This window comes from Coprothermobacter proteolyticus DSM 5265, assembly GCF_000020945.1.
GTDB lineage: Bacteria > Coprothermobacterota > Coprothermobacteria > Coprothermobacterales > Coprothermobacteraceae > Coprothermobacter > Coprothermobacter proteolyticus.
Genome location: NC_011295.1, coordinates 52524 through 72415 on the forward strand (window position 1 = coordinate 52524; position 19892 = coordinate 72415).

General features: G+C 46.2%; 13 protein-coding genes. 8 read left to right on the forward strand and 5 right to left on the reverse strand.

Annotated elements, in window-relative coordinates; genetic code table 11:
* Positions 1 to 96: 96 nt before the first annotated feature.
* From COPRO5265_RS00260 to COPRO5265_RS00275, 4 genes are all read right to left on the reverse strand, one after another.
* A complete protein-coding gene (locus COPRO5265_RS00260) occupies positions 97 to 387 on the reverse strand; it encodes a MoaD/ThiS family protein (protein ID WP_012544145.1) in 291 nt (96 codons plus the stop codon).
* Positions 374 to 2218, reverse strand: a complete 1845-nt coding sequence (locus tag COPRO5265_RS00265) for an aldehyde ferredoxin oxidoreductase family protein (protein WP_012544159.1) — start codon at positions 2216 to 2218, stop codon at positions 374 to 376. Before COPRO5265_RS00265 ends, COPRO5265_RS00260 begins: the two co-directional genes overlap by 14 nt.
* A gap of 172 nt (positions 2219 to 2390) precedes the next feature.
* A complete protein-coding gene (locus COPRO5265_RS00270; protein WP_041735498.1) occupies positions 2391 to 3722 on the reverse strand; it encodes a TldD/PmbA family protein in 1332 nt (443 codons plus the stop codon).
* On the reverse strand, positions 3719 to 5152 hold the full coding sequence (locus tag COPRO5265_RS00275) for a TldD/PmbA family protein (RefSeq protein WP_049750670.1): 1434 nt from the start codon (positions 5150 to 5152) through the stop codon (positions 3719 to 3721). Before COPRO5265_RS00275 ends, COPRO5265_RS00270 begins: the two co-directional genes overlap by 4 nt.
* Positions 5153 to 5406: 254 nt before the next feature.
* Here COPRO5265_RS00275 and dnaA point away from each other — a divergent pair, with 254 nt between their 5' ends.
* Complete coding sequence (dnaA, locus tag COPRO5265_RS00280; RefSeq protein WP_041735901.1) at positions 5407 to 6732, forward strand: chromosomal replication initiator protein DnaA; 1326 nt, start codon at positions 5407 to 5409, stop codon at positions 6730 to 6732.
* 279 nt (positions 6733 to 7011) lie between these two features.
* Here dnaA and COPRO5265_RS00285 read toward each other — a convergent pair whose 3' ends face one another.
* Positions 7012 to 7776, reverse strand: coding sequence for a ZIP family metal transporter (locus COPRO5265_RS00285; protein WP_012543652.1), 765 nt, complete (start codon positions 7774 to 7776; stop codon positions 7012 to 7014).
* Positions 7777 to 8071: 295 nt separating this feature from the next.
* On the opposite strand from COPRO5265_RS00285, the gene dnaN reads away from it, so the two are divergent.
* The 7 genes from dnaN to COPRO5265_RS00320 all read left to right on the forward strand — a co-directional run bounded on the left by dnaN (position 8072) and on the right by COPRO5265_RS00320 (position 19822).
* Positions 8072 to 9157, forward strand: coding sequence for a DNA polymerase III subunit beta (dnaN, locus tag COPRO5265_RS00290; protein ID WP_012543548.1), 1086 nt, complete (start codon positions 8072 to 8074; stop codon positions 9155 to 9157).
* The gene (locus COPRO5265_RS00295) at positions 9158 to 9391 is read left to right on the forward strand and encodes an RNA-binding S4 domain-containing protein (protein WP_012544441.1); all 234 of its coding nucleotides are present in this window, start codon (positions 9158 to 9160) and stop codon (positions 9389 to 9391) included. It abuts the gene before it with no gap.
* Positions 9392 to 9649: 258 nt separating this feature from the next.
* Positions 9650 to 11104, forward strand: coding sequence for an MATE family efflux transporter (locus COPRO5265_RS00300; RefSeq protein WP_236608218.1), 1455 nt, complete (start codon positions 9650 to 9652; stop codon positions 11102 to 11104).
* Positions 11105 to 11230: 126 nt separating this feature from the next.
* Positions 11231 to 12853 carry an extracellular solute-binding protein gene (locus COPRO5265_RS00305; protein ID WP_012544575.1) on the forward strand — a complete coding sequence of 541 codons (1623 nt, stop codon included), beginning with the start codon at positions 11231 to 11233 and terminating at the stop codon, positions 12851 to 12853.
* A gap of 136 nt (positions 12854 to 12989) precedes the next feature.
* Positions 12990 to 13910: a carbohydrate ABC transporter permease gene (locus COPRO5265_RS00310; RefSeq protein ID WP_012544440.1), complete on the forward strand. Its 921-nt coding sequence runs from the start codon at positions 12990 to 12992 to the stop codon at positions 13908 to 13910.
* Between the two features lie 6 nt (positions 13911 to 13916).
* A complete protein-coding gene (locus COPRO5265_RS00315) occupies positions 13917 to 14786 on the forward strand; it encodes a sugar ABC transporter permease (protein WP_012544753.1) in 870 nt (289 codons plus the stop codon).
* A 95-nt stretch (positions 14787 to 14881) separates the two neighbouring features.
* Positions 14882 to 19822, forward strand: coding sequence for a glucodextranase DOMON-like domain-containing protein (locus COPRO5265_RS00320; RefSeq protein ID WP_143708064.1), 4941 nt, complete (start codon positions 14882 to 14884; stop codon positions 19820 to 19822).
* The last annotated feature ends 70 nt before the right edge of the window (positions 19823 to 19892 follow it).

Genomic DNA, 19892 nt, shown 5'->3' on the forward strand with positions numbered 1-19892 from the left:
GCAAGTTCATACAAAAAAAAGAGGAAGGAGCGTCTACGCTATCTCCTTCCCCCTAACCGAGTAAGCTTAATTCCTTGAGGACTCTTTAGTAACTGATTACCCGCCTGCAATGGGCGGTAGAAACACCACTGTGCAGCCTTCCTTCAAAGGCGCGTCTGTGCCACCCAAAATGCTACTGTCTCTGCCATCTATAAGTATTCGAAGACCTTTTATGGCATCCATGGCGTTTCTATATTCTGGGCCGTATTTTTGTTCCAAAAGCTCTATCAAAGTCGCCAACGTAGCCTCTGAGGGTACTTCCAAAGTTTCTTTCTCCTTTAATGTAGCTTCCCTCAGATGGCCAAAATACAGCACATTTACCAGCATGGTAGCCTCACTGAGCTGCATAATCCAGAGTAAAGTCTAGTCCAAGCTCACGAAGCTTTTCTGCCTTCGGAATCCCGGTCACCTTGTCCCAACCGCGTGCCTCGTAGTATTGGTCAAGTAGCTCATCTTGCTCAAACACCTGACCAGCGGAAGGACCATAGGGCAGAGGATCTTTCACAATACGCTCTGGCATTCTATCGTCTTCCCTGGTAAAGCCTTCACGAGCATTAAACATGCGCTCCAAGTTTACTATGCGCTCCCCTACTACCCACATGTAGTTTGGATCAGCAAATTCTTCCACTCCCGTAGCGCCATACAAAAGTTGGCTGAAGATGTCAGGACCCGTCATCAAAGATGCGAATGTGCAAAGGATACCCGTCTCAGTAAATGCTGCCCAGTCCTGGTTAAACTTAGTTATTTCTCCCTTTCCTTCCACAGCAAAGCGATCCACAGGATGTGGTATGGGAACGCCAAATAGCTCCTGAGAACCGTAGCCATAGTTATGGTCAGCACCCAACGGCGACGTAGCCAAGTTCAAGCCGTGTGCTTTGGCCCCTCTGGGGTCATAGGCCGGTAACTCCAGCCCTTTGACTTGAATGGCATAATACTCTGAGCCTTGATTATACTTCTCTGCCATACGTTTTGTCCCTTCAGCCAACACGTTGCCGAAACCTTCTCTACGAGCGATCATTTCGATAAGTCTCGGAACAGGTTCGATGTTCCCATAGACAAGTTCTAAACCGTCAGTATCCTCTTTTGTTATTATGCCTTTTTCGTAGAGCTCATACGCAAAACCGATGCTCTGTCCTGCAGAAATCGTATCCATCCCGAGATCATCACAAAGTCTGTCTGCCAAGACAGTGAGACCTATTTCTGCCTTTCCAATGGGGCCAGAAAAAGACCAAAGTGTTTCATACTCGGGGCCCTCACTCCACACACCTTTGTAAGGCCCGTCCCAAACTTTGGTTATTTGGCTGCAGCGTATCATGCAGTTCTGACAGCCCATCTTACGCACACGGAGCTTGTTGAACTCTGAAGCCTGTAGTTTCTCCCATTCAGGTCCTGGTGCTTCCCTAAAGTTTTTCCAAGGATACATGCCCAGCACTGCCGTAAGTTCAGATGCCTGCGTACCCGTGGTGTGCATCATCTCGTACATGGGATTACCTTTATAAGCGCCGACTTGAGCCTTCAAAGCTTGCTGGAACGCTTCGTTATTAGCTATGGGAACTTTTTGATGGCCCCTCACAGCCACGCCTTTCAGGTTTTTGGAGCCCATCACAGCTCCGCCGCCTCCACGTGCTGCCGCACGTCGGTCGCTGAAAACCCCCGCATACTTGACCAGATTCTCACCTGCGGGTCCAATGGCAGCTACACGCACATAAGGATCATTGAGTTCTTCACGGATCAATTGCTCGGTGTCGGCTAGCCCCAAACCCCACAAGTAAGAAGCATCTTTGAACTCAACTTTGTCATCATGAATCCACAGATACACAGGTTTTTCTGATTTCCCTTTTATGATGATAGCGTCGTAACCAGCAAATTTCATTTCAGGAGCAAAGAAACCACCACCTGATGACTGAAAATAGCCGCCTGTTTGTGGTGACTTGAAGTAAATCTCGAAACGAGCGCATGATTGAGCTCCAGTAGCAGCTAAAGGCCCTGCAATGAAGATGATTTCATTTTCTTCGCCCAGAGGGTCAATACCAGGCTTTAGGTCGTCATAAAGAAACTTGGCTCCAAAACCCCTTCCTCCAATGTAATCACGGACAAGTTTTTCATCCAACTCCTCAGTCGTCCACGTTCTGTTGGACAGGTCCACACGCAGGATGCGGTTCATATAACCTCCCTGCATCAGACATCGCCTCCCAAATATATAGTGTATTTTAGAATTGTATCATAATTGAAACATTATGACGAACAATTATGCAGTGCGGGAAATGCTGAAGTGCTTTTAACATACTTAATTGCAGACAAGGGAGACCTTATTAGCTCTCCCTTGTCGTGAATAATGTTACATTTACTTGTTACATAAAGTTAAACTTTTCAATTTTTAGGGCTGGTGCTGTGAAAGATCCAAACTCTTCTCCAACCATCATGAGCTCGGAGCCAATATCTGTGGTATTTTGAAGTGCCTCCACAAAGCTTTGCAGGAATCTTGTATTGTTAAGTGCTTTGGTGACCTTCCCATCCTCGATGAGGAAGGTGCCATTTCTCGTTATACCCGTAGCAAGAACAGTCAAAGGATCCAAATAACTTCTCACGTAGTTGAGCATGGTGACGATTATGCCATGTTCTGTTTCCGCTATGAGTTGGTCCATGGACTTTTGTCCTGGGAGCATAATCACGTTGAGTGGTATGGGTGAGTAACTCATAGCTTCAGGTGGCAGAGCATGTCCAGTATTTGGATGGTTCAGTATTTTCGCAAAGCGGCTGTCAAAGACCACATCTTTGGCTTCTCCGCCTTCTATGAACTGGACAGGCTTCTTAAGGTATCCCTCAAAGTCCATAGGCAAGCGGAGTGCTGTGAGATCATCTAAGCCCCAGTCATAAATGGTCATAAACTTGGGGAATAACTGTTCACCACGATGCTGCCAGATGTAACTGTGGCCCTGATAAGCTGCCCTGGCATTAAAGCTGAAGCTGGCCATCTCACCAAGCAGCGTCCCAACAGCGAGAGGCTCTAAGATGACCGTGTATTTGCCAGGTTCCAATGGCTCGGGATGCTGGCTATCTAAACATTTCTGCAAGGCTTTTTCAGCAAGCTGCTCCCAGATAAAGTTACCTGGATTGTTGAACTGACCAATTTGATAACCGCTCCCCTGCCCCTTCATGTACATGGCTTTTACTAACCCCACACTGCCTTCCCACTGCAGGTGTGTTCCAGCGCTGTTTCTTATGATGACTTTTTCTCTTGTGGCATTCAGCACACCAAAAGCGTCAGCCTGTGCTTTCTCGCCTCTTTCTATCATGTTTGCTACTATGCGTGCCCTTTCGTCGTGAGCTTCTATCAAATCCTCCACAAACCGCGATTTCATATCAAACTGCTGCTCACCTGTCTCAGCAAGCTCCAGTGTACTTTCTCCGGAAGAAAGCTCAGCATTTTGTAGAGCTTTATTCAGAAGAGCATCGGCTTCCTCAGGTTTCAGCGAGCTGGTTCCAGCAATACCTACCTTTTTGTCCTTTTCCACCACCACTGTCACGTTCAATGTTTCTTGTCGAACGTGCTGGTGTATGCGATTTACTGCAAAGCGCGTAAGCAGATTCTCTTCTGCTTGCGCCACAACAAGCGTCTTATCGGCTTTGCCGTTGTTAACAAGTTTTTCTACCATATGGCTTAAAGCGTCATCCATCATCATTCGTTGCCACCTACCTTTATGTTCTTAAACAGCGCAGGAGCTGTGCCGTGTGCCACACGCATGACCTGTCCAGGTTCTCCCTTGCCGCAGTTCGGTAAGCCCCAAACACGCCACTCCTGAGGACCAGCTACTGCCACCAGGCTGTTCCAGAACTCCGGCGTTATACCCCAGTAAGATGGGTTTTTGTAAAGCCTGCCCTTCTTACCATTCTTGATTTCCCATGCTGCTTCAGACCCAAAGTGGAAATTCAAGCGCTTGTCATCGATGGACCAGTTTTTATTTATGTCAAACACGAAACCTTCGCCAGCCATGTCCATGAGTTCTTCTAACGTTTTATCTCCGGGCAATAGGTTCACATTGGTCATACGAACAATGGGCAAGGACCACCAGCCGTCACCCCTACTGGCACCAGAAGAACTATGCCCAATCTGAGCAGAGGTCTCCCTGTCGCTCAAGTAATCCACCAGTAGGCCTTCCTTGATAAGGTAAACCTGATGGGCCGGCGTTCCTTCATCATCCCAACCAAAACTGCCTAGGCCATAAGGAAGTGTTGGATCGCTGGTTATGTTCATGGCTGGACTGCCATATTGAAGCTTGCCCAGGTTATCCAGAGTTGCAAAGGATGTGCCTGCGTAAGATGCCTCATAACCCAACACGCGGTCCAATTCCGTGGCATGACCCACAGATTCATGTACTTGGAGTGAGAGTTGTGGGCCCAATATGATGATGTTTGCTACGCCCTGGGGTAAATTTGGTGCTGTTAAAAGTGCCACGGCCAGGTCAGCCACTTCTTCAGCGTGATGTACAAAATCCATCTCTTCAATGAACTCCCAGCCAGCTTTACGAAAATCGCCAAAAGAATTGGGATAACTCTTTACTTGCATTTGTGTGCCTTCCATGGCAGTACACTGAATTTGCCCGCCTGACTCTACATAATGTTGAGTCACATAAGAGCCTTCAGAGCTGAAAAACTCCTTTTCCTCTTCCCAAAACTGCAAAAAATGCTCGCGGTGCTTCAATTGCGGCTTTGTAGCCATAACCTTGTCAGCCTCTAACAGCAAGCTGACTTTTTTATCTAGTGGAACCGTAAAAGGGTCAATCTCCATGGGGCCTTCGTAATGTCCACTTACTGGGGGCTGATGTAGCCACTCAATTTTTTTCTTGTTTACGTTGGCAGAAGCCCGTGCAATGCCCACTGCATCAGAAACAACCTTCTCAGGCTTGTCAAAATCATAACTGGCTGCAAAACCAAAGGAACCGTCTACCAGCACCCTAAGGTTGTAACCTTCTGTTTCTTCCAACCCTACTTGCTCCAACTTTCCGTCGCGGACGAAAATGTTTTCAGTTCTTCTGCGTACCCTTCTGGCATCAGCGTAACTTGCTCCTTGGTCTAAAGCTTTCTGCACTAAACCTTCTAGGAAATCTTTCAATTGAAACCCACCTCCTTATATACACAGCTATTATATACACGGTTTACCTTCGAAAAAACGTTTTTCTAAGAAACCCAAAAAACATGTTTCACCTTTGTTTACAACAATTCTTTCTCGAAATGTTCCACGTGGAACATGGAAAAGGGTGTTGGAACTTTTTTGTGGGTTTTCCACAGAGCCCTGTGGAAAATGTGGATAACTTTTTAGTAAGCTGTGGATATGTGATAGAATTTTCCACAGGAGGTGTGGAGAACATGGACCCGAAAGAGCTTTGGAAAAGGTTTTTGCTGGAAATCCAGAAGTACGTAAGCAAACCGGCTTTCGAGATGTGGTTTAAAGACAGTGCCATAGACAGTCTAAGCGAAGACAAAGTTACCATTTCTGTATCGTCTGATACTGCAAAGGACTACATCGAAGAGAACTACATGCCCATAGTAAAAGAAGCATTGAGGCGCATTACGGGCATGGCTTTAGAAGTAGAAGTAATTGTTCAGAAAAAGAATACCCCTGATGTTTTCTCAGATAACCCGGTAAAAAAAGGTAAGCCAAAATCCCTCATTAGGCTGAATCCACGATATACCTTTGACGAGTTCGTGGTAGGAGATTCCAACAGACTTGCCTATGCTGGAGCCAGAGCAGTGGCAGAAAACCCCGGAAAGAGATTCAACCCATTGTTCATATGGGGAGGCGTTGGGCTGGGCAAAACACACCTTTTGCATGCCATAGGTAACTACCTCCTTCAACAGCAGGAACCGGACATGCAAGTACTGTACATCACCGCTGAAGAGTTCACCAACGAGATGGTGGAAAGTATTAAAAAGAATAGCCCAGAAGATTTTCGCGCCCACTACAGGACAGTGGACGTCTTGCTCATAGACGATATACAGTTCATTGCAGGCAAGGAAGCTACTCAGACTGAATTCTTCCACACGTTCAACACCTTGTATCAGGCTGGAAAACAAATTGTCATAACCAGCGATCATCCACCGCAAGAGCTAACGCTGCTAGAAGACAGGCTCAGGAGCCGCTTCCAACAAGGACTTACCGTGGACATACAAAGACCAGACTTTGAAACCCGCGTTGCCATACTGGAGCGGAAAGCACAGAAAGAAGGACTTGACGTACCCAGTGAAGTTATAGAATTCATAGCTCACGCCGTGGCCACAAACATAAGAGAACTAGAAGGTGCTTTAACTAAGGTAACTGCATTAGCCACTTTGCAGAATGTACCGATGACCTTGGGACTAGCAAAGCAAGCCTTGGGCGATGTGAATACCAACCAAAGCGCTGTTTTAAATGCACAAACCATAGCTGAGCAGGTAGCGTCCTATTTTGGCATGACCTTAGAAGACCTTAAGTCCAGTAAAAGAAACCAGGATTTAGTTATGCCAAGACAAATTGCCATGTATCTTATTCGCCAATACACCGATATGTCATATCCAGAAATTGCAGCTTTTTTCAACAAGAAGGACCACACTACTGTCATGTATGCCATAACCAAAATAAAAGATGCACAGCTTAACAATGTTTCCATCAGGCATTACGTTAACGATATAAAGAAAAGACTTAACTTGTTGTAACTCTGCTTCGAAAAAGTATCTTGTGAATAAGACTATTCACCTTGTGGATCAACAAAAGAAAAACTGGGGATGCTGTGGATAAGTTTTTATGATTCCATTTTCAGGTGCATACTGTGGAAAATAGTCCACAGGTTTTCCACAGTATGCACACCCTTTATACGCACGTTTCGTTAGAGTTTTCCACAATGTACACAGTAATACTACGACGACGGGATTATTTTTCCATAATTAAAACACATAGTAGCCGTCATAGAACATCGGAAAAGTACAAGAAAAATATTAGCCCAGAGCCACGTCCAGAATCATCATAATTACAAAACCAATGGCTACTCCAATAGTGCTCACATTTGAATGTGGCCCAGTCTGTGATTCAGGAATAAGCTCTTCTACTACCACATAGATCATTGCACCAGCGGCAAAGGCAAGAAGATAAGGGAGTATGCTTACCACCACATTGGTTAAAAGCAAAGTAATAACAGCGGCAACAGGTTCTACTATACCTGAGAGAATCCCATAAATGACAGATTTGCTTAAGGGTAGCCCTTCTGCTCTCAAAGGGAGAGATATGATTGCCCCTTCTGGTATGTTCTGAAGAGCAATGCCCAGTGAAAGAACATACGCCGCAGCGAAGCTGGTCTGTGCGGAACCTTGCAAAGCACTGGCGAAAAGAACACCTACAGCCATACCTTCAGGAATGTTGTGCAAAGTAACAGCAAGTACAAGCATGGTAACCCGCTGTAAATTAGACCGAGGCCCCTCCGGAGACTGCTGATCAAGGTGGAGGTGAGGGATCACATTGTCAAGAAAAAGCAGAAAAAAGATGCCAAACAAAAAGCCCACAGCTGCTGGTAGCCAAGCAAATCTACCAAATTGTTCAGACATTTCAATAGAGGGTAGGAGCAAAGACCAAACTGATGCGGCAATCATCACACCAGCAGAAAACCCTAAGAGAAAGTTCTGAAGAGATGGTTTGGGTTCTTTTTTCATTAGTAGCACCGAAAGGGCGCCAGCTGAGGTCCCAATAAAAGGGATCAATATGCCCAAAGCTATAGTCCAAGGGATTGACAGAATGCATCAGCCTCCTTCCACTAGTTATTAATGATTATAAGCAACGCTTAATGGTTCTCCAGCCATGAGCAAAAAGCAGAACTACTTTGCATCTGGTTAAAGCAAAATCAGAGTAAGCTAACTGCATAGTTCCCACTGTGAAGTAGGATGGCAGCTTTTAGTGTTTGTGATAAAATTGTAATATATATAAAGAGGTATAGATAAAACCACAGGAATTAAGATATATTGAAGGCGCTCTGGAAGAATAAATTAGCGGGGAGGTACACACGTTATGCCAATAATACTACGTAAAGAAGAGCTTATTCAATCCTTAGAAGCGGTCCTCAGGCATGTTCCAAAGAAAACCACTCAACCGGTTTTGTACAATATTCTGCTGGAAGCCACTGATACCGCTCTAAAGATAACTGGTACCGACATGAAAAGTGCATTGTCCTACAAAATAGCATTGGAAGCAGCGGAAGAACTTCGTACTACGGTACCTGCAAAGTTTTTCTCTGACTTTGTAAAGAAAGCCCCAGGATCTGAAGTACAGTTGGAAGTGGGTGAGAATTATCTATCCATTTCCTCTGGTAGCGCTTCCCTAAAGCTTTCTACCCTGCCGCCAGAGGAGTATCCAGAGCTCGAAGTTTTGCAGGGAAACACTTTTACCGTGGATGCTGCTACTCTTAAAAAGGCTGTTGATGCCGTGAAAAAGAACGTCTCCAAAGGCGAGCTAAGGAATCCAGTGTTGGAGGGCATTCTCCTGGATGGATCAGAGGGTATGCTCATTGCAGTGGGAACAGATGGCCACAGGTTGGCTGCCTGTAAAACAGACTTACAGGTCACCGAAACAGCTTGTTTGCCTGCTGATGTGCTTAGCGATGTTTGTGATACGTTGGTAAATACGGGTAGCACAGCCTATATAACCTTTGGTGACGGCGAAGTTGCTTTCGAAAACGATGTCATTTATGCGGTAATACGTACTTTAGAAGGCCAATTTCCGCCCTGGAGAAGTGTTATTCCAAAAACCGTCGAAACCACAGTGAGACTCTCCAAGAAGACCATGGGAGATGTACTGGATCGTGCAGGTATGCTTGCGAAAACCTATGACGATGCTGTGCGTCTAACACTAGAAGATGGAAGTTTAACCATATCGGCTGAGGTCCCCGAGCTCGGTTCCTTCGTGGAGAGTATTCCTGTAGATAAAGAGGGACCTGATTTAAAAATAGCTTGCAATTATGCTTATTTACAGGATGTGCTTTCTGGCATCGACGAAGACAATGTTGTATTTGGACTAACCAGCCCACTGCATCCCATAGTAATCAGGCCGGTGGAGTCTGAAAACTATGTGGGGTTGGTTATGCCTATGAAACTGTGATTGAGTAGGGAAGCTATCGTCATCATGATTGAGCTGCAGCAGTTTCTAAAAATTGTTCTAAATGTAACTGGAGGCGAAGCAAAGCACATTATCCAAGATGGCTTGGTTTGCGTAAATGGCGTCGTAGAAACTCGCCGTTCACGGAAGCTCGCTCAGGAAGATGTAGTGGAAGTAAATTTGGAAGAGGTAGCTGGTGAAAAATTCAAGGTGTCTGATTTCATAAAAGGACAGTAGAAAGCGTTTAGAATCCATGGCAGAGCGTAGGGTTCACTCATCTTTGGGTGAACCCTACGTTTTTATCGCCTATTAACAAGTGCAAAAACTTAAAGCTTACCACCTAATTGCTTGGTTGTTTACCAATCAAACCGAAACAGTGTATCATATATAATATCGTTTTGCAAAGCAAAATATTTTACATATAAACCGTTTCTAATATGACCTTGCAAAAGATCATAAAAGATTATTTGTGACTATCAAGGAGGTGCTCGACGATTGGATAAACCGGAATACGTTGTGCCTCAAGAAAATTCAGGGGACTGCAACAACACAATCACAACTGATGCAGAGGTGCCAACTAAGACCACGTCAGACGGTATTTCCATTGAGGAGCTTATCAAAGACCCAAAACTCATAAACAAGCGTGTTTGGCAGCTTGCTTGGCCTGCCATGGTGGAACTTTTACTTAGTACGTTGTTTAGTATGGTGGACATGATCATGGTGGGGCGTATAAGCTACCAAGCTCTCACTGCGGTAGGGCTTACAAACCATCCTACCATGCTTGCTTTAGCTGTTTTCCAAGCATTAAACGTGGGTAGCACCGCTTTAGTGGCTCGTTTTATAGGTTCTGGAGATATTAAGAATGCCAAAGCCACAGTACGCCAATCGATGGTGCTGGTAACCATACTGGGGATAGTAGTTTCAATTGCCGGTTATTTGCTTTCCCCAGCCATTATAACGTTTATGAGAGCTGAACCAGACGTGTACCCCATGAGCGTGACCTATTTGCAAATTGTCTCTTTGGGGTGGTTATTCACGACAATTTCTTTGAATGTGGGGGCAATCCTTAGAGGTAGCGGCGACACCATGACGCCCATGCGGTATAACCTTTTGTCAAACTTGCTTAACGTGGTCGGCAACTACGTATTAATTTTCGGGAAATTTGGATTTCCTGCTATGGGCGTGGCAGGGGCAGCGTTATCCACTACACTGTGCCGTGGGGTTGCTGCTTTTCTTGCCCTTCGTGCCATATTCAACAAGAACCGCAACATTGGTGTGTCGTTAAAAGACGACTACCGCATTGACAAGAATCTCTTAGAGCGTTTAATCAGTATTGGCTTACCCTCAGCCATGGAGCAGTTCCTGCTAAGGCTGGGGCAGGTGTTTTTCTCCCGTGCCGTAGCAGGGTTGGGAACGGCTGTTTATGCGGCACACCAAACAGCAATCAATATCTCTTCTTTGACTTTTACGCCAGGCCAGGCTTTTGGTATGGCAGCTACCACCATGGTGGGGCAGAGCTTGGGTGCTAAACACCCAGATGTGGCAGAAAAAGCAGGCCTTGTCGCTAGAAGGATGGGGCTCATAATTGCTTTGGCCATTGCCATTGTCCTGTTCTTCTTTGGATACGATGTTGCTCTGCTTTACGTTGATGACCCTGAGGTAGCTCGTGCAGCTGCCAATGCCTTAAAGATCCTTGCCATTATGCAGCCTATGCAGTCAACACAGTTTATTTTAGCTGGAGCCCTTCGTGGTGCTGGAGATACACGTTGGCCGCTTTATTCTACTGCAATAGGCATTTGGGGTATCAGGGTTGTACTGGTGCACGTGTTCATTGCCATGGGCATGGGGCTCATGGGTGCTTGGGTTGCACAGCTCTGTGACCAAGCTTTTCGAGCCGTGTTCATTTACACTAGATACAAATCGGGTGCTTGGAAGCACTCAAAAGTATGAAGAATTAGTTAGATAAAGTCAAGCCGAGAGGATGTACATTAACTTAATGTTATTAACATAACATATACTTCCCTTAAAGTGTGGTATAAATTTCTTAGAAAACGCTTGGAGGGAGGTTGAATTGTTATGAAAAAAACTTTAAGCATGTTAGTAATGGTTGCGCTACTTCTGGGCTTCGCTACGGTGTTGCCAACCACTGCTCAAACCAACAAACTTCTAGAATTGTACATAGGAGATACCACTGCTTATGTAAACGCTGCTTCAGTGAAGTTGGATTCACCACCAGTCATACAGAATTCTAGAACCTTGGTTCCTGTAAGGTTCATCAGTGAACAGATGGGAGCAAAGGTCACTTGGAACGATGTAAAACGTCAAGTAACCATTGCACAGGGAACCAAGACCATCATTTTAACTATCAATTCCAATAAGGTCCTTGTTAACGGCAAAACAGTAACCATTGATGTGCCAGCGAAGATCATCAATAGCCGAACCATGGTTCCTGTAAGATTTGTATCAGAGCAGTTGGGTTACAAGGTGAAGTGGGATCCTGTTAGCTACCGTGTACTTGTTTCCAACTTCGACACTGCCATGCCGGTGAACAAGAATGTAAAAGGCACAATTACCGTGTGGCATGGCTGGGGCTTGGGAACTGCAGAGGCTGATGCATTGGACAAAATCATTGCTGAGTTCCAGAAAGCTTATCCAAATGTAATAGTGAACCAAGTTCCAGTGGACTTCAACAACCTACAGAACAAGTTCCTTACTGCTGCTCCTCAGGGACAAGGCCCCGATATTGTCATCGGACCTCACGACTGGTTAGGGCAGTTTGCCAAGGCTGGACTTATCGATCCGATCAGCATTTCAGAACTGGTGCTCAGAGCTAACTACCTTACCACGGCCGTGAATGGTGTTTCCTATGCTGGCAAGGTTTACGGTTTACCTGAGTCAGTAAAGTCTGACGCATTGTTCTACAACAAAGACTTTGTTAAAACATTGCCTACATCCATAAACGATCTACTTAATGCACATCAAAAGTACCCCGTACCAGGAGGAAGCCCATTAGTCTTTAATGCTGGCGATTTCTACCATGAAAGTTGGCTGCACTTTGGCATGGGCGGAGGAGTGTTCAACGGCACTAATTACAAGGATGTTTCTCCGATAAAGAATGCCGGTGCAGTTAAAGCATTCCAGGCATTGGTGGATATGAAAAACAAGAGTGTCATGCCGTCGTCGTTACCTGATTACGGCACATCCATGAGCTTATTCACCAACAACAAGGCAGCTTTCTTTATTACAGGACCGTGGGAGTACGCTAACCTGAAGAAGGCACTAGGTGACAAAATGGGCGTTATGGTCATACCGGGTGGTAAGCCATTCGTAACCATTGAGTCTACAATGCTTTCCAAGTACGCTAAGAATAAACCGGCGGCACTAGAGTTTATGAAGTTCTTCACGGGAGCCACTCTGGGACAATCTAACTTTGATGCTGCAGCTTACCTGGGTAAGCAGATAGGCCATGTGCCAGCAGCAGTAAATGCTTACAGCGACACTTCAATTGCCAATGACCCCATCATAAAGGTATTCTCAGCGCAGGCTGCGAAAGGTGTACCCATACCCAATGCACCTGAGATGGCGTCTGTTTGGTCTGCTATGAACCAAATACTGCCCACAGTGTATCAGGGCAAACTCAGTCCACAAGAAGCTGCTAACCAAGCTTACCAGCAGATAACGGAACAAATAGGTAAGTAGTATTGTCAATGACAAAAGGTGTGCAGGGCGACAAGAATCACATTGCAAGTTGTAGTGGTCGCCCTGCACACACGTCAAGAGTGAAATGGACCATTTTGCTGATGAGATAAGAATATAAGAGAGAGGAAGACTGGACATGAGTAAAGTCAGAGAATGGCTCACCGCATATGGCTTTATAGCACCCGCCATGATAGCGATTATGCTCGTATCTGTTTATCCGCTGCTGTTTGGTGTTTCCATTGCTTTCACCGACATGTCCGTGTTCAACTACTTGTCACAAGAGTATAAGTTCATCGGTTTTTCTAACTTTTCAAACATGCTTCATGACCCGGAGATATGGATTCTCACCTACAGGACTATTATTTGGACCGTCATTAACGTGTTTCTGCACGTTTCATTGGGTATTGTTTTTGCTATGCTCCTATCTAAACCCTGGCTGAAGCTAAAACCAATTTTCCGTCTCATACTCATACTTCCTTGGGCAATTCCTTCTTTTATATCCATACAGGTGTGGCACGCCATGTTCAACGAGCAGTTTGGAGCTCTGAATCAGCTACTTCAAATGGTAGGCTTAAACCCTATTCCGTGGCTCAGCAACCCTACTTGGGCTTTCGTGGCGGTAGTGCTCACCAACGTGTGGTTGGGTGTGCCCTTCATGATGCTTATTGCTTTAGGTGGTCTAAACTCCATCCCAGAAGAGATTCAAGAAGCGGCTTACGTTGATGGAGCGTCTCCTTGGCAGACCACACGCTATATAACTTTACCTTTGCTTCTTCGTACCATGGTGCCAGCTATTGTCCTAGGAATAATCTGGACTTTCAATAAGTTTGATGTGATTTACCTTATAACCCAGGGAGGTCCTCAAACTGTGGTCAACTTGGCTGGTCAGCAAAAGGTTATGGGAGCTACTGACCTGCTTATAACCAAGATTTACAAGACAGCGTTCCAGTATCCAAACTCCTGGGGTATGGCTGCCGCTATGGGTTATTTGGTCTTTTTGGTGCTCCTGCTATTGTCCTTGCTGAATCTGCAAATACAGAACCTGGTGAAGGAGTGATGCGCTGTGGCTTTGAAGCAGAAACCATCACGGTTTGAAGTATTTTACACATACGCACTTATCATCGTTGCATGCATTGCCGTGCTGTTTCCCATTTACTGGATCTTCACTACTTCACTAAGGCCCTTTGACATTCTTGCTACGCCAAAACTAGAGCTCTGGCCGGAGGGTGCTACCCTTTCGAACTACATAAACATTTTTAAAGACCAGAATTTTTACACAGCTTTCATAAATTCCATAAAAATATCAGTCGTTGCTACGCTACTTGGGGTGATTCTGGCAACGTTGGCTGCTTACGCTTTTAGTCGCTTTGAGTTTCCGGGCAAAGGACCTTTCTACTACTACTACATCATTTCGCAAATGTTTCCCAGTGTGGTGGGCTTAATACCACTCTTTGTTATCTTTCTTAGGATTGGCTTGCTCAGTGAAGAACCGTTTTTGGGTATCCCTAAGGTGCACTGGGCACTCATAATAATCTATGGAGCTGGAGGCTTAGCTTTCTCGGTTTGGAATATGAAAGGGTTTTTTGACGCCATACCCAAAGAGTTGGATGAAGCTGCCATGATTGATGGGGCTGGCTCCTTCACGATTTTTTGGAGAATCATCTTACCGCTGGCCACTCCTGGCATCGCTATAACGGCGTTGTTTATTTTCATGGGAGCTTGGCTGGAGTTCGTTACCGCCATGACATTCCTGAGTAATCCGAAGCTTTACACTTTGCCTCTGTGGATCAACTTATCCATTACTAATCCTTTTGGTATACCGTGGGCTAAATTTGCCGCAGCATCTTTAGTTATTGCTGTGCCTGTAACACTTTTGTTCTTGTTCTTGCAGCGGTACCTGCTCAGTGGATTACTCAGAGGTGCTATTAAGTAGTTGAGTAAATATCAGAAAGAAATGGGTAAAAAAATAAAAACAAGAGCTATCAATGTACACGTGAAACGTGAAATATTGCGAGGAGGTGGAACGCAGTGACAGCGAAGAAGTTTGTAAGTTTATTGGTGGCTGTGGTACTGTGCCTGGCGCTGATGCCAGTAGGGCTAGTTAGAGCACAGGAAGAGCCAGTTTTGACTGTAGGTGACCACAGCGTGCCGTTTCTTTACCGTGACGGCTACTATGTGGCCAGCGCCACGGTAACACCTGAGGTTAAGAAGTTCACAGCTAGTGGGGGAACTCTACCCGCCCACGAGCAGGAGATTTCTGTTGTAGGAGAGAGGCTGTTAGTTGTGAATTATCACGATGGTGCATTTAACTACAAGCTATTGCCGCTTAAGAGTGATGGTGTGGTCCTGGAAGATGTGAAACTAATACGTTATCCTGAAGGCGCCGTACCAGCAGGAACCGAAGTTACTTTCTATGTTTACACTCCACGCAGGGATGTAAGCAAAGTGGTCCTTACCTTGACTGATAGAGGGCTCAGTGACGACCAAGCACCTACCAGTGGAAAGCCAAAAGCTGTAAAGGACATTGAGCTTACAAAAGTAGCAGAAAGCAATGATGGATTTTACGACGTTTGGAGCTATAAGTTCACGCCTGAGGAAGTAACTTGGTACCAGTACGTGGCATATGCTTACGACGGTTCTAAGAAGCGTCAAGTGGGTGAAGGCAGGCTGACCGTTTACGATCCTGACTTTACAACACCGGATTGGCTTAAGAATGCCGTCATTTACCAAATATTCCCCGATAGGTTCAAAAACGGTAATCCGGAAAATGACGTAACTGAAGAAGGGCAGAAGTTTACCTTCCATGATGACTATTTTGATGAGGATTTTACTTTGCCAGGAGATTACATGGGACAGCTCATACAAGGTGCAAATTGGGCGGATCCTGTGACCTCTTGGGCAACAGTGACCATGACTGATGGAAGCAAGAAATGCGGTTACGTTGACTCTTACCGGTTTTACGGTGGCGATTTAGAGGGCATTATTGAAGAGCTGGATTACCTAAAGAGCTTAGGGGTTACAGCTATTTATCTGAACCCCATTTTCCCGTCAGAAACCACTCACAGGTACGATCCAGCCAGCTACTTTGGAGTGGATCCACGCTTAGGCGACGCAGAGACCTTTAAGAAGCTTACTGAAGAAGCAGCTAAGCGTGGCATAAAAATCATAAACGACATCACACCTGATCACAGCGGAGACGATTCCCTGTACTTTGATGTGAAAGGTGCCTACAGCACTGTTGGTGCACATGAAAGTCAGGAATCTCCTTTCTTTGATTGGTACACGTTCACTGAGTGGCCCGATAAGTGGCAGGGTTGGGCAGGATTCAGTGCCATGCCCATCATCAACGTGCTCAATCCCAAGGTGCAGGAGTTCTTCCTAACTGGTGAAAAGAATGTCATGAAGTATTGGCATGAACTGGGTAGCTCTGGATGGCGTGTGGACGTAGCCATGCAAGTGCCTATGGGCTTTACCAGACAGATGCGTAAGGCCTTGAAAGCATTGGACCCCGATAACGTCATGATTGCCGAGGTTTGGGATCATTACGACCAAGTAATTCCCATGGTGCTTGGCGATTCCTTTGACAGTGCCATGAACTACAGGGTCAGGTCTTTACTCATAGGCGACTGGGATAACGACCATGCTGGAACAAATCCGAAGTTCCAGGGATTTTTCCTGAAAAAGGAAATGACTCAAGAGGATTTCTGGCAAAACTACCTGCAGATGAAGAATGATTATCCCAGAGAAGCTTTCTACGCCATGATGAACCTGGTGGACAGCCACGATGCAGCCAGACCGCTGTACTACTTAACAAACACCTGGGATGACAAGGCAAAAGATGCAATGAAGGCACTATCATTCTTCCTCTATACCATACCCGGAGCACCTACCACCTTCTACGGTGACGAGGCTGGAGCCACCAACGAAGGGGAGTTTGGTTGCAATAAGGACAGACCCATAACCGATGATCCATTCATGAGGGTGCCCTTCCCATGGGGTAAGGAAGATACTAACCTTCAGGAGTGGTACAAGAACCTAGGTGCAGTGAGAAATGAGTACTCCTTCCTAAGAACTGGAGAAATACAGCCACTTGCGGTGGAAGGCAGCGACCGAGTAATCGCTTATCTGCGCTATGACGAGAACGGAACAGCTTTGGCACTGTTTAACGGTTCTGATGAAACCGCCACAGTGTCTGTTGATGTGGGCTACTACTTCAAAGAAGATGCCGCATTAAAGGGTGTCATAGGTGAGGACATGAAGCTTGAGGGTGGCATACTCACCCTTACGTTGAAGCCTTTTGAAACCCGGCTTGCAGTAACCACTGACAGCGTTAGCAAAGCTGATCAGATAGACCTTAAGGGCGCTGTTGATGGTCAGAAGGTTACCCTTACCTTTAGTGGCAATACCGTAGTGGAAAAGCGCGACTTAACCACTGGTGAAGTAACCACACTGGAAGCAAAAGACGGTCTTGAAGATGTGGCTCGTGCTGGGCACAAGTACATTTACACTGTGTCCGTGTTAGAAGATGGCCTTAAGGTAGCAGAAGGGACCTACACTGCTGAAATTGCAGGACAAGAAGAGGTTGAGCCACCCATAGTGGCAGAAGAGGAAGAAGAACCCGAAGTTCCATCGGCAGTACTAACGCCAGTAGTCATAGAGGACCCAGAAGGTGACGATTACGGACCTGGCTACTACACCTACCCAACAGACCCCGTGTTCAAAGACGGAGACTTTGACCTGTTGAAGTTTGAGCTTGGGTTATACGAAGGCAGTTACACAGCCACGTACACCGTAGGTAACTTAGATGATGCATGGGGTTCTACAATTGGACTAAGCAAAGCCACATACTTCTTGTTCATAGACAACAAAGCAGATGAAGGCACAACACAAGGTATAGAGGGGTTGAACATCAGTTTTGCAGAGAACTTCAAGTGGGACGTAGCATTGCAGATAGAAGGCTGGGAGAGCAAGGTATACAAGGTAAGCAGTGGAGAGATAAACGCAGCTAATGCAGCGGATCTTGGTGTGGAGATAAAGGGCACAGAAGGGGCGCCAGGGCAAGTAGTAGTGTATATACCGAAAGACGTAGTAGGGGAGCTAACAGCAGAAAGCAAGATAATGGTCATGGTAGCGGGGCAAGACGGATACGGAGTAAACAGGATAAGGCAAGTGACACCGGAAGCGCAGCAGTGGAGGTTTGGAGGAGGTAATGAAGAAGGTACAGCACCAGCAGTCATAGATATGATCGTACCTGAGGGGATGAAGCAAGAAGAGATACTGGACTACAAGACCAAAGCAGTAGCCATACCTGGCGTGTCTTTGAAGCCTTGGATACAGGTACCCAGTGTAGCAGTGCTCACACCAGTAGTCATAGAGGATCCAGAAGGTGACGACTATGGGCCTGGTTACTACACCTATCCAACAGACCCAGTGTTCAAAGAAGGGGATTTTGACCTGCTGAAGTTTGAGTTTGGGCTTTACGAAGGCAGTTATACAGCCACATACACCGTAGGCAACTTGGACAACGTATGGGCAAGTGGAAACGGGCTAAGCAAAGCTACATACTTCCTGTTCATAGACAACAAAGCAGACGAAGGTACAACGCAGGGCATAGAAGGGTTGAACATCAGCTTTGCAGAGAACTTCAAGTGGGACATTGCATTCCAGATAGAGGGTTGGGAGAGCAAGGTATACCAGGTAAGCAGTGGAGAGATAAGTGCAGCTAACGCAGCAGACCTTAGTGTAGAGATAAAGGGCATAGAGGGAGCGCCAGGGCAAGTAGTAGTGGACATACCGAAGGAAGTAGTAGGAGAGCTAACAGCAGACAGCAAGATCATGGTCATGGTAGCGGGTCAAGATGGTTATGGAGTAAACAGGATACGGCAAGTGGCACCGGAGGCACAGCAGTGGAGGTTTGGAGGAGGCAACGAAGCAGGCACAGCGCCAGCAGTGATCGACATGATCGTGCCAGAAGGTATGAAGCAAGAAGAGATACTGGACTACAAGACAAAAGCAGTGACCATACCCGGTGTGTCTCTGAAGCCTTTCTTTGTGAGTGAGGGTGAGGAGCGCCTGACCATACTCACACCTCAGGACGGCGCTGTGTTTAACACCATGCAAGTGGACATCACGGTGAAGGCACTGGATGCTAACCTGAAGCAGGTAACCATCGGTGAGAAGACCTTTGATGTGGTCGAAGGTGAAAACACACTCACTGGCGTGGCTCTGCCCAATGAAGGTGAAAACGTCATTGAAATCAATGACACCACAGGCAGGGTTCTGGCATCGGTCAAGGTGATCAGAGACACCGTTCCGCCGCAGATTGAAATACTCAGCCCAGAGGAAAAGGACTTACTAACAGAGCGCTTGGTTGCTGTGACAGCAAAGACGGAACCACGAGTAAAGGTTCAGCTGGAGCTTCTTGCTCCTGGTAATTTGGCAGCTGACCCAGTGGTCACCAATGCCGATGCAGAAGGCAACGTGAAAGTTGACGCGGCTTTCAGGGCTTTTGTTGGACTGAACATAATGAAGGTCACAGTTACTGATAGTGCTGGAAACAGCGCCGTGGCTTACAGGCTATTTGCCTACGACAGGCCTCATACCGCAATACTGACGATTGGCTCAAAGCAGATGGATGTGAACGTGGACACCTATGAACTGGACGTAGCACCATACATAAAGAATGGTTACACCATGGTTCCTCTGCGTTTTGTGGCAGAGGCATTTGGAGCAGAAGTGGGCTGGGATGATGGGACGAAGACAGTTGACATAGACTTTGCAGGCCACCACATAAAGGTGGTCATAGGTAGTGCTGAAGCTGTGGTAGACGATGAAACAGTAACCATGCCACTACCAGCAGAGATTGTAAACAGCCGCACCATGGTACCAGTGCGCTTCATCAGTGAAGCTTTCGGCTTTACTGTAAAGTGGGACGGTGCAGCAAGGACAGTGACCATAACGTACCCGTAAAATGCTTGCATAGGAAGTGGCATTTGACGAAGCCAAAAGGGGCGCCCTTAAAGGGGTGCCCCTTTTTTTG